Here is a 13,921-nt window from a genome sequence, read left to right as displayed (position 1 = left end):
GATGACTCATAAAGGCAAATTTGTCTTAATACAAAGAGACACTAGTCTTAATAAATAGAATGGCGTTGGCTGTTACAGTAAGGATGTTAAAAATGCGAAGTGCAAAAGGCGTGACAGCGTTTGGACTGATGTTGGCATTGATTAGCGGCGCGAGTATTGCGGCTCCGAATCATACGCCTGCTGATGCGGGTGTGATTAATAAAGATCGAATTTTATATTGGTTGATTAAACGTGGCGAAGTGGCCGCCGATGCCAGTGATAGCGTAAAGCAGGAAGCGATAGAAGCGTATATTCATCGTGCCACCTTGACTCAACCTAAGGCGCCGCGCATCGAAGTTGAAGCTGAACATGCGCGACTGCAAAGAGCTAAGTCATCGCAAATGATGCGATCACCTGCACAGCGTTTACTGGTTGATGCGGATGTAAAAAAAACCGTTAAAGTACTCACGGTATTAGTGGATTTCCCTGATTTAAAACATGATAACAATGGCTTGAAAGCGGGCGATACAGCCATGTATTACCCGAGTTATCCTGTGTCCCACTACAAGGAATTACTCTTTTCGCCTGCGGGATTTAAAGGTCCACAGGGGCAGACTTTAGATTCGGGCTATCAATATTATCAAGCGGTTTCTGGGCAAACTTTCTCCTTCACTGGGGACGTAAAGGGTTGGTATACCGCTAATCAAAATGCCGAATACTATGGTGCTAATGATCCTGACTCTGGCAGCGATGCGCAGGTGATGCAACTGGTAAAAGAAGCCGTATCTCAAGCTGTCGCGAATATGTCTGCAGCAGAGTTGGCTAGCTATGATGTTGAAGATCAAAATGATTTTAACAACAACGGTAATTACAACGAGCCCGATGGCATTATCGACCATGTGATGATTTTCCACTCTAGCATAGGTGAAGAAGCCGGTGGTGGAGCTTTAGGCGCGAGTGCAATTTGGTCGCATCGATTTTTCGTTGACCAAGCAACCAATGGCTATGCGCTTCCTGGTACGGGCAAAAAAGTATTCGGTTACACCATTCAGCCTATCGATGCGGCAACGGGCGTATGTACCCACGAATTTGGCCATGATTTAGGTCTGCCAGATGAATACGATACTACTGATAACCCCAATAAAGACGGCTCGCCTGTGGGTTTATGGTCTTTGATGTCTGGAGGTAGTTGGGCTGGCGCTATCGCTGGTGCCCAGCCGAGTGGTTTTAGTCCCTATGCGCGTTCTTATCTACAGGAAAGATATAAAGGTAAGTGGTTGAATGAACGTGAAATCAGCTTAGATAGTATTCCTAAATCCGGCATGGATGTGACCTTGAATGAAGCGGTTAATCATCAGGCGGTTAACCAAGTCTCTATTCCACTTCCTCCAACGCCAATCCCCTTTAAAACACCTTATCAGGGCAGTTATCAGTATTATTCTGGTCAAGGGGATATGCTGAATAACAGCATGATTTTTAATGTCAATTTACCTACGGTAACGACGGATAAACTTAGTTTGAGCATGAAGGCTAGTTGGAGTATTGAGCCTAACTATGACTACATGCAGGTGAAAGTGGATGGTGAGGCTATTACGGGTAATTACACTAAGTCTAACAATGGGATAAACAGCGCTCGTCATATTATTACTGGCGAATCGTCTGCGATTGCTCAGGCGGAAGGGAATGATGCTTGGGTAACGTTAGAATATGATTTATCTGCATATTCTGGAAAAACGATTGCTGTCGAGATCAATTATGTCACCGATGACTATACCTCAGAGTCAGGGATCACTATTGATAACATCAGTGTTAAACAAAATACCACTGAGTTATATGGTGATAACGCTGAAGTCGCAGATAAAGTGACGTTTTACGGTTATAGCCGGATTAAAGACTCACGTCCTGGTGCGACATCTCGTTATCTTATCCAGTTACGCAGCCATAACGGTGTTGATGCTGGTTTAAAAGCCGCAAGTTTTGATCCTGGTGTATTAGTCTGGTTAGAAGATTTTGGCTACAGAGACAATAATGTCTCGGACCATGCTGGGCATGGCTTGATTGGCGTGATTGATGCTGACCAAAACCTGATTGGCACTCGCTCTACTGACGAGCAGATCCGCGATGCAGCCTTTAGCACAGTAAAACAAACCTTCTATGCAGGTGACAATAATCGCGATGCTGTCAGCCTGTTTGATGACAGTCTAGATTACAGTGCGCCGCTACAACCCCAGTCAGGTATGGTATTGCAGCAGTTAGGTTTGACGATGCAGGTACTATCGCAAGCCAGTAATAACAGCACAGCGGTTATTCGGTTAGCAAATGCAAATTCTGATGCTGTAGTGCCGTTAAAAGTCAGCTTTACTAATGCGGTCAATCAATTAGTTGTAAACTTCACCAGTAATGTCAATGGTGGTGCGGGAGCATTAACCTACGCTTGGGATTTTGGTGATGGCACCACAAGTGCAGCGGCGTCGCCAACCCATACCTATGCGAAGGCGGGCACTTATACTGTGACGCTTACAGTGACAGATGCGCAAAATACTAAGGATATTAGTAGTTTGACAGTGACTGTTACCGCACCAGTTACGCCCCCTGTCACACCTCCTGTGACTCCGCCGGCGAATGAGAGTTCTGGCGGTGGTAGTTTAGGTTGGTTGAGCCTTGCTTTCCTTGGCTTATTGACTTGGCGTCGCCAGTTAAATATTCGCTAAGTTAATCGCGTGATAGCAGATCAAAAATGCCTCTAATTTAGAGGCATTTTTATTTGTCATCAGTCATTAAAGCAAGCTTTGGCTAAAGCTCGGATTCATAACTTACGGATAGCTTGCTCGGCCGCAGGCAGAAAGATTTCACTGACGATCATTTCGTGTTCACCGTGATGAAAATAGCGGCGGCGTCCCCAGAGTTCATGTTCGACACTCTGATCTAAACTTTCGGCTAAATGCGCGAGGCGACTACAGGTCTCAAAACTGGCGACTTCAATCCTGCCAGGGATAAAATGATCTTGGCTAAACAGCAGTTCACCTAAGGGGCGGGTGCCCAGACCAAGGAAATCGGCTTGGCGCTCGGCCATTAACTTTTCGGGGATCAAGGTTCTGGCAAATACCCAAGGGATTGAGTCGAGGCAAAGTAACACTTCGCGGATCCATACTGAGCCTTGCTGGGGATATTCGCCATCTAAGGGCGCATGAAGTCCTTCGCCAAGGACTTTGACTTCAAATTGAGTGCAGCAAGTTTTGAGTTTTTGCGTTAGGCTGCCAGTGGCAAGTAACCATTCTTTCAAGGGCGATTTGGGGAGTTTGTTAGCGCTTCCGGCACAAAACCACTGAATAGATTCACCATAGGGGAAGCTTAAGCTAGTCACATTCATTAAATACTCGTTACAATATAGGCAAACGTCGGCAGTCTAGCATGTCGCGACGCGAGCAGATAGATTGGGAAGTTTCTTCCATTACCATTATTGTTTTTAGGGAGCCGTAAGCCGCTATGAAAAAATTACTCTCAGTCTGTCTGATCCTGTTTACCAGTGTTTTCAGTGTTTATGCGGCCGATGAAAAAGAAGCGGCACCTGCAGCGACGCCTACGGGTGAGTACGCCTACTATGGTTTTGAGCCTGAAATCGTCACTAACTACATTTCTAACCGTAAGAAATTAGGGTTTGTGAAGATCAGCGTCGAGTTAATGGTTAAGAGCCCAGATGATTTGGTCACAGTTGAGCGTCACGATCCGCTATTACGCGCCGCGATTGTTGAAGTATTGGGTAATCAATCGGAAGAAAAGATTAAGTCACTCACTGGCCGTGAAGAAATCCGTCGTGAGTGCTTCGATATGGTCAATAATCTGCTCACCAAAGAAGCGGGCAAGGCCTTGATTGTAAACTTACTCTTTACCTCTTATTTGTACGATTAATTTATTGTCTTATTCTATGGGCTGACTTAAGTCGGCCCACTGCGTTCCAAGAGCTGCTATGTCAAAACCTGCCGTGAAATCCGTTCCATCAGCGACTGCGAAAACTGCAACCCGCGCAGCGAACCCCCGCCAAAAAGCTAAAGCACCCAAGCAGGCGAAACCTGAAGGAAAAGGCAGAGCAAAGCCAGTCAAAGACAGAGCCAGAACTGAAATCAAAAAAGCCCTGCATCCGCGTAATGCCCACTTGAATGGCTATGATTTTCCGGCGCTAATCGCTGCATTCCCTCAGCTGAAAACCTTTGTGCGGCCCACGCCCTATGGCGCGCTATCGATAGATTTTGCCGACCCCTTGGCAGTTAAAACCCTCAATGCGGCGCTACTCAAACATCACTATGGAATTGGTTCTTGGAATATTCCTGAAGGAGCGTTATGTCCTCCTATTCCCGGACGCGTTGATTATGTGCATTACGTGGCAGATCTGTTAGCCGAAGGCGATAAGTCATGTGCCATAAGTAAGGCGAGGGTATTAGATATTGGCACTGGCGCGAACGGCATTTATCCCATATTGGGCTGCCAAGTGTACGGCTGGCAATTTATTGCCTCGGATATCAATGCCCATTCACTCACCAATGTGCAGAGTATTATCGAGCAAAATCCAGTGCTGCAAGGGCTGATAAGTTTACGATTACAGCCTGATGACAAGGCGGTCTTCAAGGGAATTATTCAAGCCGAAGAACGTTTTGAGTTAACCCTGTGTAATCCTCCGTTTCATGCCTCTATGGCCGAGGCGAGCGAAGGTACAAAGCGCAAGGTGAATAATCTACAGCTTAATCGGGGGAGCTCAGTAAAGGCTGCACCTAAGCTGAATTTCGGCGGCCAAGCGGCAGAGCTTTGGTGCCAAGGTGGAGAGCGACAGTTCTTGGCGACCATGATCCGCGAGAGTCAGATGTTTGCAGACCAATGCCTGTGGTTCACTAGCCTAGTGTCGAAGCAAGAAAACCTGAAACCTTGTTATCAAGCCTTAGCAAAGTTGAACGTCGATACAGTGAAGACGATTGAAATGCAGCAAGGCAATAAAATTACGCGGGTCTTAGCGTGGAGCTTTCAGTCGGCCGCTAAGCGCAAAATCTGGCGCGCAGAACACTTAGCCAATTAAGATTTTCAGTTTACTTAATAACAAAACAGGCGCCATTATTGGCGCCTGTTTTTTTAAAGGTAAAAAGAACCACTGTTACTGCGGCTTTTCTTCCTGATGATCACGGCGGAATAACGCCCACTCTTCCATGGCTTCACCGTTTGGCAAGGTACAGATGCCATGCTCACCTTCGGTGGTTTTCTCTATTGCTAAGCTACCACCCTGGGAGATGCAATACTCAGAGGCCGGATTAGCAATCTTAACTTGCGCAGCAGGTTTTTCAGCTTCGCCGCAACCCACGAGTGCCACAGTTGCCAGCAGTAAAGTTGCAGTAAACGGTAATAGGACTTTCATAGACACTCCTTGGTGACTTATTTACGCCCTAAAATTCGCAGAATGCGTAGGAATAAGTTGATGATATCCATATACAAAGCGGCAGCGCTATCGATGGCATTATCTATGGTTTTAGGGATTTGATTCGCCCGTCCCCAGTCGTAACCTATATACCCGCAGAAAATCAGCACCACTATCCAATCTAAAATGCCGTGGTGAGTATTAAAGATAAACACTTCAATTAGCTCGACTACGATAACCAGCAACAAAGCAATCGTGAGTGCGCCGGAAATTTTTTGGAAAAAGGCGGGAAAGAGTGTGCCTAAACACATCATGGCAATGGTTACTAGGCCAGTAATGCGAATGGCTTCCGTCACTAATTCAGGGTCGTATTGACTGACTACCATATTGATAATTAAGCCGAAGGGGACGACTACAAAGTTGTAGCCAATAAAGCTGACCACGGGATTGCTCGATTTTTGAAACAGATAAATCCCGAAAAAACAGGAGGCAAAATAGCCGATAAAGAAAATCCAAGGATTCACGCTGGCAATCGCTTCTGGGTCGATATTGGTGACCATCCAATAGTTAACGGCAAAACCCCAAATCAGCGTGAGGCCGATAACGAGGTTGTAGATACCAGCGCCAACGATGGGATCGTCTGTGGTCATGCGATCAAATACACTGTTTTCCGAATCCATATATTTTCCTTTTTATTTCCGTATGTTAACTGGTCGTTTAGCCTCACCAGCGTCGGGCTAACTTAAGGCAAGTAAAGCTGTTTTTCAAGCGAGAATATCTTAAGCTTGAGTACCACAAACACTACATTTCGCGTGTTTCGGGAGTTTCATCTCACGAAACTCCATCGTCATCGCATCGATCATTAAAATGCGGCCCGCTAAGGTTTTACCCATGCCAGTGATGACCTTGATGGCTTCAACCGCCTGTAAACAACCTATCATGCCGACCACAGGGGCTAGGATGCCCGACTCGACACAGCTGAGTTGTTGCTCGCCAAATAGGGCGCTAAAGCAATGATAACAAGGTGTTTCGCTGTGATAATCGAACACTGTGACCATGCCTTCCATCCGAATTGCCGCAGCTGACACTAAGGGCACTTTATGCTTAAAACAGCTGAGATTGAGTTGTTCGCGCACACTGACATTATCGGTGCAGTCGAGCACTAGATTGTGATCGGCAACAAGGGCGTCAATCTCATGATCATCTAATACGGCATTGATAATGTTGATCTTAATGAAGGGATTGAGCTGACTAAGGCTCTGTTTGGCCGATTCGACTTTTGGCTGGCCGACATTGGCATCTTGATGCAGCACTTGGCGCTGCAGGTTAGAGAGTTCAACTGTATCAAAATCGACCAAGGTCAGCTCGCCAATCCCTGCAACTGTGAGGTATTGGCTGGCGGCGCAGCCTAATCCGCCTGCACCTATCATCAACACTTTCGCTTGTTTTAGGTGTTCTTGGCCGTCGATATCCATGGCTTTGATGGAGATCTGACGGCTGTATCTTAAGAGTTCACTGTCGCTGAGAATATCGTCAGGCACATTCATGGAGATTTTCCTAGCAGAGCACGCTGTTAAAGGGCTCGACCGTCACTTGGGTGCCAGCGGGTGTATCCCCTTGGAATTGTTCCAATAAAACGAAACAGTTCGCTAGGCTCATTGAGGTCAACATGCCAGAACCTTGGCTACCAGTAATGGCAACCTCGAGTTTGCCCTGTGCATTACGGCTTAAAATGCCCCGTTGATATTCGACGCGGCCCGGTTGTTTACGCACTGGCGTGGTGAGCGTAGCGTCTAACATCAAAGGTGCAACTGGGGTTAAACCCTGCATCTTGTTCAGTATTGGCCAAACGAGTTTGTAAAACGTCACCATAGAAGACACGGGGTTCCCCGGTAAACCACAGAATACTGCCTTGCCAATTTTGCCCATGGCGAAGGGCTTACCTGGTTTGATGGCGAGTTTCCAGAAGGTGATTTTGCCTTCTTCATCGAGAATTTGTTTCGTAAAGTCAGCTTCGCCGACCGACACGCCGCCCGAGGTCAGCACCATATCTGCTTGGCTGGCGGCATGGCGAAATGCCTGACGTATGGCTTCAGGATCATCGGCGATTACGCCTAAATCGAGCCATTCCACATTAGCGCGACTGAGTAAACCTTGAATCGAATAACGGTTCGAATCGTAAATTTGTCCCGGTGCGAGTTCGCTGCCAACCGGACGCAGTTCATCACCCGTGGAGAAAAACGCCACCTTAAGTTGGCGATAGACTCGCACTTGGCTGACACCAATAGTCGCCAATACGCCTAGCTCGGCTGCGCCAATTTGAATGCCAGCACTGAGCACTTTAGTGCCTTGGGTCAGCTCTTCACCACGGCAACGCACATTGGCGCCTTGCGCCTTAGGGTGGCGAATATGAATAAACTCACCTTCAACTTCGGCTTCTTCCTGCATTTGTACTGTGTCATAACCTGCAGGCACAGGCGCGCCCGTCATGATCCGTATGCAAGTATTAGGTTTGGCTTCACCTTCAAAACCATGGCCGGCGAAGGAACTGCCGATAAGGCGTAATGAAGTGCGATTGGTTTGCGTATTCAAGTCGACAAAACGGAAGGCGTAACCGTCCATTGAGGAGTTGTTGAAGGGTGGCAGGTCGATGCAGGAAGCGAGATCTTCGGCAAGGACGCGGCCAAGAGCATGGGGAAGCAATACGACTTCTGTGTCTGACACTGGGCTAACTTGTTCGAGCAAAAGGGGAATAGCTTGATCTGGATGCATTAAGCTAGGTTGCGAACAAGGATCGGCTGTTACGGACATGAGGGTCTGCCTTATATGCAATGGGTCGTGATGACGCTGAATGAATTTCCACCTGATTATGACTGGCTATTATGCCACGGTGATCGGTGATGGCTATGATTTGCATGTGAGTTTCTGTGATAGGCCAGTCAGTTTTTCCTGCCACTTTGGATGATAACCTAGCAAGCAGTGGTGCAATTTATGTCACTAAGCCAAAGGCTGAACGCGAGTCGCTGGACAAATGAAAATCATTTTTATCAATGAATCATTAACTTAGCTAAAAATCTAAAGGTAAATTTTGTTGCTTTTGTCGACCCCCTTGATGACAATGTGCCCCATGATTCAGTTCGAATGCAAAAGAGGATTTACTATGCTGTCAGCCACTATGATCGAAAAGTTGAATGAACAAATTAATATGGAGTTCTTCTCCTCAAATTTATACCTGCAAATGAGCGCTTGGTGTGAAGATCAGGGATTTGAAGGTGCAGCTAAGTTTATGCGCGAGCACGCGGACGAAGAGATGGGCCATATGCGTCGTTTGTTCACTTATGTGAGTGAAACCGGTGGCTTACCTTTGTTAGGGGCGATTGAAGCGCCACAATCACAGTTTGATTCGCTGCTGGCGTTGTTCGAACTCACCTATGAACATGAGCAGTTGATCACCAGTCAGATCAATGCCTTGGCCCATGCAGCCTTTTCGAATCAAGACTATTCAACCTTCAACTTCCTGCAATGGTATGTTGCCGAGCAGCACGAAGAAGAAAAGCTGTTCAAGTCGATTGTCGATAAGATACGTTTAGTGGGTGAAGATGGTAAGGCACTGTTCTTTATCGATAAAGATTTAGCTAAGTTAGCCTCTAAGGGCGGCGAAAGCATAATGAACGGCCAAGGCCAACCACAGGCGTAAATCCGTTTTATTCGTTACAAAAAAAGCAGCCTAGGCTGCTTTTTTGCTGTTTATTCTTCAATTCTTTTTGCTATTAGTTGCTAGCTTTCAGCATCTTAGATATTCACGCACCTATCTTGGTAATCGTGGTTGAGCAGTGTTGTGTGCTTGATGTGCAGCAAGGGGGTGATCTCGTCAAAGGGCAGTGGTTTAGAGATCAAATATCCTTGAGCGAAGTGGCAACCTAGATCCCGCAGGAAGTGCCACTGGGCTTCGGTTTCTATGCCTTCGGCCACTAACTCCATTTCGAGACTTTGCCCCATCATGACGATGGCTTTGACTAAGTTAGCATTAGCGTTACTTTCGAGGGCATTTTCCACAAAGCTACGGTCGATTTTAATCACTGAAATGGGGAATTTTTTCAAATAACTCAGGGAAGAATAACCTGTGCCGAAGTCATCGATATAGATTTGCGAGCCTAAATGGCGAATCGATTCTAGCGTGCTCAAGCAATGGCTGGCATCGCCCATCAGCATGCTCTCAGTGATCTCAATATGCACATTGCGTGGGTTTACATGGTGGCGGTCAAAGCATTCCTGCAGCACTTGGTCGAATCCCATGCCGCGGGTGTTGATGCATTGGCGACCGGAAACATTAATCGCAACATTGATTTTTAAGCCACTTTTCTGCCACTGTCTCAAATCATGCATGGCTTGGTTGAGCACCCATTCGCCCATAGGTTCTATCAGTCCGGTTTCTTCGGCCAGCGGGATAAATTGATCCGGTGGGATCAGGCCAAAGTCAGGGTCTTGCCAGCGGATAAGGGCTTCGACGCTGCAGACGACTCCAGTTTGCATATCTACTATGGGTTGATAATGCAGGGCAAATTCATTTTGTGCTACGGCGCGGCGCAGGCGTTGCTCTAACTCCATCCGAGCGAACATGGCTTCATTCATGCCCGCGGTAAAGTATTTGAAATTGTTCCGTCCCGCATCTTTAGCTTGATACATGGCGGTTTCGGTATTGCGGGTGAGTGAGCTGACATCGAGGCCATCTTCGGGATAGACGCCGATACCAAAGCTGGCTGAAATCTGGATCTCGCGGTCATTTAAGTCAAATGGTATGCCTAAGGTTTCGATAATACGCGTTGCCATGTGTTCGATGGCAAGCTCGTTGGTTAGTCGCGGTAAAATAAGGACAAATTCATCCCCCCCGATACGGGCGATAAAGTCGGTTTTACCCGCAATGCTTTCTAAGCGCTTGGCCACATCTTTAAGTAATAAGTCGCCTGTGGCATGGCCTTGCACATCGTTGATGTATTTGAATTGGTCTAAATCTATCAGCAGAATCGCCAGTTTGCGTGAGTCATGCTGCGCCGCATGGATTTCGTGCTGCAGGCGTTCATTAAACAACTTACGATTAGGCAGTCCCGTTAACGCATCGAAGTTGGCTTGATACCAAAGATCTTGCTCATATTGCTTACGCTTACTGATATCCATAAATAAACCAATGTGTTGGATTATTTGCCCCTGCTCATTTCGCACCACAGTAATGGCTAAATACTCGGGATACACTTGGCCATTTTTGCGTTTATTCCAAACCTCGCCCTCCCATTTTCCTTCTGTTTGCAGCGACTCCCACATGGTGGTGTAAAAGTGTTGCGAATGACGGCTAGAACTGAGGATGGATGGACTGCGGCCTTTCACGTCTTCCAATGTATAGCCAGTAATATTGCAGAATGCCGGATTGACCAGTTCGATATGGTTGTCGGCATCAGTCACCATTATGCCCTCGGCAGAATAGTCAAATACCGCAGCGGCGCGGGTGAGCGCATGGTTCGCCTTCTGCCGTTCGCTGATCATCCGGTTCATGGCGCGGGCCATGCGAGCGAGTTCATCAGTACCTGAGACGCGGATATTGATATTGAGCTTGGGATCTTCCGCCATTTGCTGCATGTCATTAGCAATCTTAGTGATTTTATCCATAAAGTTGCGAATGATCTTCTGTCCGAGCCAGAGTGTAACGGTTGCGGTGAACAGGGCTGATAACAAGTACAGGCCGAGGAAGGTCAGGGCTTGGTTTTGTTGAAACTCGCTCTGCTGCGCCATGGTCTGGGTGATGTCTTTGGCGAGTTGATGCAGTTGTTCGATACGCTTTGTGGTAAGTGCCCACCATTTTTGGCTGTCAATCGGGTGTGGCGGCATTAACAGCTGTGTCATCGCTTGGCTTAACTTGTCCTCACTGGCTGGGACTTGCGCGATGGCGTTGATTTCCGCCATCGGCAAACCTTGCTGCCGCAGTTGCTTTAGCTTGACCATGCTGAACTGGTATTGATCTACGCTGTCCTCAATGGTTTTCAGCGCCGACTTAAATTCGGGGAGAAAGCGAATTTCGTGATTGAGTTCATCTAAGTTGAGGTGAATGTTCGCCAGCGCATCATTAAATTTTTGCAGTGAAACGTCATCGCCCTTCAGCAGATAGTCCTGAAAACTCCCCATTAAGCCACCGTAACCTAAGTTGGCATTAATATTCTGTGCCAGTGCGCTAATGCGGGTTTGTTGCTCGATTTGTTGGCTAATTTGCAGAATAAGTTGATTCTCTGGCGAATCTTGCAGGTTTTTCAGTAACGATTTTCTATCGGAAATCGCGGCACTGCTCGCGTGCATCACAGCTCGGCCATATTCATACATGAAGGAGCCTATGGTGCGGTAATCATTCAGATTGAGTGAGTCGCTGAGCAGCAAATGATTGATCGCGCTACGTTCTTTTACGGCGAGTTCTTGCACCATCAGCAAGTTTATTAAATCGGTATAGGCGCGGGATTGGCTGATTTCGTTGGTTTGTAACTGCAATAGTTGAATGAGCTGTAATAGCTGAGTGTGCAGTTGACTATAGAGATCACTAAACGAGCCTTGTGTTTCGCTCGCAAGAGTTTGACGTGCGTTGGCGAGTCTGTGGCCTGTGAGTGTGATGGCATCTAATAATGCGTTCATCTGACTGGCTTCAATACTCTTAGGATCGAGCGACTCACTGAGGTGGGCTAAAGGTTCACTGTTAAGTAACGTATCGAGAGCTTTGGAGGTCGCCTGTTGTTGCGTGACTAGCGCGTTATCGGTGGGCAGTTGGTTGGTGCTCAGACCATATTCATTCTGCAACTGATACAGTAATTCGGTGATGTGTACCGTCGCCTGCACCGCAAGATGGTTGTGCTTGGCCGAGTGTGATTCATTTATTAAGCCATGCATGCGAGTCAGAATAAAAAAACTCATCATCAACAGGGGGACAAGCGAAAACAGAATGAGCTTTTGCTTCAAACTGAGGTGGTGTAGCGCTGACGGCATTAAAGATCACTCCACTCGTTCGCCTAGTCAAAAAAGAAATTCAACGTCATCACGTTGAACTTGAGTTGAAAATGGAACTAGGCACAGGGTGAGAATATTTAACATAGGCGGCCAGTCACCGCGACCTTTAGTTTATGGATATCTAATCTAGGTCACGAAATTAAGCAGATTGTTATATATCGAGCTAAGCAACTATTTTTATTAGTGTATTTTTTGCCTATCAAACAAACATTTCATTTGTCTGTGATGTGACACAGTATTTTGTTATTCGAAAGAATGGCTTTATTTATTGCCCTTATGGGCGTTGATTCAGGGAATGGTATAACCGGTGGGTTAAGCGATGTTGGACTGCAAATAAAGCCCAATAAAAAGGACGTTTGCCGCAGCGAAACGTCCCTTCGTCTTAAATTAATGACCTAAGTTTAGGCCATTGAAGTCTGACTTAACCGACCTTAGCCAATAACGATTTACGGTAGACCACTATGTCTTCAATCGTCAGCACTGGCATATTGTGCAGCGCACCGAAGGCGATAATTTCGGGTAAACGCGCCATAGTACCGTCTGGGTTAGTGACTTCACACAATACACCTGCGGGTTTTAAGCCAGCGAGTTGCACTAAATCGATCGTGCCTTCGGTATGGCCGCGGCGAGTTAACACGCCGCCCGGTTGGGCGCGAAGTGGATACACATGGCCAGGGCGAGCGAGATCGCTTGGCTTAGCGTTGTCGGCAATCGCGGCTTTAATGGTGGTCACGCGGTCAGCGGCAGAAACCCCAGTCGTTACACCGACAGTTGCTTCAATACTTACAGTGAAAGCCGTGCCGTATTGGCTCGAGTTGTGCTCGACCATAGCAGGCAGTTCGAGGGCTTTGACTTTTTCATCGGGTAAACACAGGCAAACAATACCGCTACATTCACGGATGAGCATGGCCATTTGGGCGTTCGTCAGCGTCTCGGCAGCGAAAATTAAATCGCCTTCGTTTTCTCTATCTTCGTCATCGACCACTAACACACCTTGGCCTTGACGCAGGGCATTAAGACCCGCTTCAACGCGTTCGATAGCAGTACCAAAAGGAGCAAGTAAAGACTGATTCATGGTTAATATCCTTAAAAAATACGACATTGGAATATCCAGAATCAGGGCGTGCAGAAATACAACTTAATCAAACCTAATGGCTCGATTTTGCTGTAGCAATATCGCTTCACTTGGGGTGAAGTTATTGCAAAACATGAGGCTAACACTGCGATACACAAGCGCGTTGCACTTAAATACCACAATGTTGTCTTACATTCTCTTCCATCCGGACTCAGCACTGTCGCCATTAAAGCACACAGTCCATTACCGTCGGCTCTGGAATAGTCAGTTTTGCACTCGGCAAAATCTAAGGCACCAGATCTGCTGACCCCGAAAGTGATTTCGGGCGCTCGCGGGCTTTGGGGATGCTCAGTTAAATAATCACTTAGCGTTACCCATTTACCGCCGGTGGGGAGTTTCACCCCGCCCTGAGAATTTGCTTTTGAGCCGTT

Annotated in this window: 11 protein-coding genes and 1 riboswitch; of the genes, 4 read left to right on the top strand and 7 right to left on the bottom strand. The window is 47.1% G+C overall.

The genetic code is table 11. From position 1 onward, the window contains the following. Positions 1 to 92: 92 nt before the first annotated feature. Positions 93 to 2,690, top strand: a complete 2,598-nt coding sequence (locus NE536_RS04920) for an immune inhibitor A domain-containing protein (protein WP_261271973.1) — start codon at positions 93 to 95, stop codon at positions 2,688 to 2,690. A 95-nt stretch (positions 2,691 to 2,785) separates the two neighbouring features. Here NE536_RS04920 and NE536_RS04915 read toward each other — a convergent pair whose 3' ends face one another. Further along, positions 2,786 to 3,349: a chorismate--pyruvate lyase family protein gene (locus NE536_RS04915; RefSeq protein WP_107403199.1), complete on the bottom strand. Its 564-nt coding sequence runs from the start codon at positions 3,347 to 3,349 to the stop codon at positions 2,786 to 2,788. A 116-nt stretch (positions 3,350 to 3,465) separates the two neighbouring features. On the opposite strand from NE536_RS04915, the gene NE536_RS04910 reads away from it, so the two are divergent. Further along, positions 3,466 to 3,888: a flagellar basal body-associated protein FliL gene (locus tag NE536_RS04910; RefSeq protein ID WP_012586415.1), complete on the top strand. Its 423-nt coding sequence runs from the start codon at positions 3,466 to 3,468 to the stop codon at positions 3,886 to 3,888. Positions 3,889 to 3,946: 58 nt separating this feature from the next. After that, entirely contained in the window at positions 3,947 to 5,044 is a 1,098-nt protein-coding gene (gene rlmF, locus NE536_RS04905) for a 23S rRNA (adenine(1618)-N(6))-methyltransferase RlmF (protein ID WP_261271972.1), read from the top strand. Between the two features lie 75 nt (positions 5,045 to 5,119). On the opposite strand, the gene NE536_RS04900 is transcribed toward rlmF, so the two are convergent. From NE536_RS04900 to moeA, 4 genes are all read right to left on the bottom strand, one after another. Further along, entirely contained in the window at positions 5,120 to 5,377 is a 258-nt protein-coding gene (locus tag NE536_RS04900; RefSeq protein WP_261271971.1) for a putative hemolysin, read from the bottom strand. A gap of 17 nt (positions 5,378 to 5,394) precedes the next feature. After that, positions 5,395 to 6,057, bottom strand: a complete 663-nt coding sequence (locus tag NE536_RS04895; protein WP_261271970.1) for a Bax inhibitor-1 family protein — start codon at positions 6,055 to 6,057, stop codon at positions 5,395 to 5,397. Positions 6,058 to 6,156: 99 nt separating this feature from the next. Continuing rightward, positions 6,157 to 6,924, bottom strand: a complete 768-nt coding sequence (gene moeB / locus NE536_RS04890) for a molybdopterin-synthase adenylyltransferase MoeB (RefSeq protein ID WP_261271969.1) — start codon at positions 6,922 to 6,924, stop codon at positions 6,157 to 6,159. A gap of 10 nt (positions 6,925 to 6,934) precedes the next feature. Then, complete coding sequence (moeA, locus tag NE536_RS04885) at positions 6,935 to 8,188, bottom strand: molybdopterin molybdotransferase MoeA (RefSeq protein ID WP_261271968.1); 1,254 nt, start codon at positions 8,186 to 8,188, stop codon at positions 6,935 to 6,937. Between the two features lie 349 nt (positions 8,189 to 8,537). On the opposite strand from moeA, the gene ftnA reads away from it, so the two are divergent. Next, positions 8,538 to 9,074 (top strand): non-heme ferritin, encoded by a 537-nt coding sequence (ftnA, locus tag NE536_RS04880; RefSeq protein WP_107946218.1) that lies wholly within the window; start codon positions 8,538 to 8,540, stop codon positions 9,072 to 9,074. A gap of 95 nt (positions 9,075 to 9,169) precedes the next feature. Here ftnA and NE536_RS04875 read toward each other — a convergent pair whose 3' ends face one another. Then, positions 9,170 to 12,394, bottom strand: a complete 3,225-nt coding sequence (locus NE536_RS04875; protein ID WP_261271967.1) for an EAL domain-containing protein — start codon at positions 12,392 to 12,394, stop codon at positions 9,170 to 9,172. Positions 12,395 to 12,836: 442 nt separating this feature from the next. Further along, entirely contained in the window at positions 12,837 to 13,490 is a 654-nt protein-coding gene (gene ribB / locus NE536_RS04870) for a 3,4-dihydroxy-2-butanone-4-phosphate synthase (RefSeq protein WP_006083662.1), read from the bottom strand. A gap of 189 nt (positions 13,491 to 13,679) precedes the next feature. Continuing rightward, positions 13,680 to 13,909: riboswitch (FMN riboswitch) on the bottom strand. Between the last annotated feature and the right edge of the window lie 12 nt (positions 13,910 to 13,921).

Source organism: Shewanella septentrionalis, assembly GCF_025370265.1.
Taxonomy (GTDB): domain Bacteria; phylum Pseudomonadota; class Gammaproteobacteria; order Enterobacterales; family Shewanellaceae; genus Shewanella; species Shewanella hafniensis.
This window is presented reverse-complemented; position numbering and strand designations above follow the sequence as displayed.

Coding starts and splice junctions, on each gene's coding strand:
- NE536_RS04900 (WP_261271971.1), bottom strand. CDS start 5,377: ATGAAAGTCCTATTACCGTTTACTGCAACTTTACTGCTGGCAACTGTG.
- NE536_RS04895 (WP_261271970.1), bottom strand. CDS start 6,057: ATGGATTCGGAAAACAGTGTATTTGATCGCATGACCACAGACGATCCC.
- rlmF (WP_261271972.1), top strand. CDS start 3,947: ATGTCAAAACCTGCCGTGAAATCCGTTCCATCAGCGACTGCGAAAACT.
- NE536_RS04920 (WP_261271973.1), top strand. CDS start 93: ATGCGAAGTGCAAAAGGCGTGACAGCGTTTGGACTGATGTTGGCATTG.
- ftnA (WP_107946218.1), top strand. CDS start 8,538: ATGCTGTCAGCCACTATGATCGAAAAGTTGAATGAACAAATTAATATG.
- moeB (WP_261271969.1), bottom strand. CDS start 6,924: ATGAATGTGCCTGACGATATTCTCAGCGACAGTGAACTCTTAAGATAC.
- moeA (WP_261271968.1), bottom strand. CDS start 8,188: ATGTCCGTAACAGCCGATCCTTGTTCGCAACCTAGCTTAATGCATCCA.
- ribB (WP_006083662.1), bottom strand. CDS start 13,490: ATGAATCAGTCTTTACTTGCTCCTTTTGGTACTGCTATCGAACGCGTT.
- NE536_RS04910 (WP_012586415.1), top strand. CDS start 3,466: ATGAAAAAATTACTCTCAGTCTGTCTGATCCTGTTTACCAGTGTTTTC.
- NE536_RS04915 (WP_107403199.1), bottom strand. CDS start 3,349: ATGAATGTGACTAGCTTAAGCTTCCCCTATGGTGAATCTATTCAGTGG.
- NE536_RS04875 (WP_261271967.1), bottom strand. CDS start 12,394: ATGCCGTCAGCGCTACACCACCTCAGTTTGAAGCAAAAGCTCATTCTG.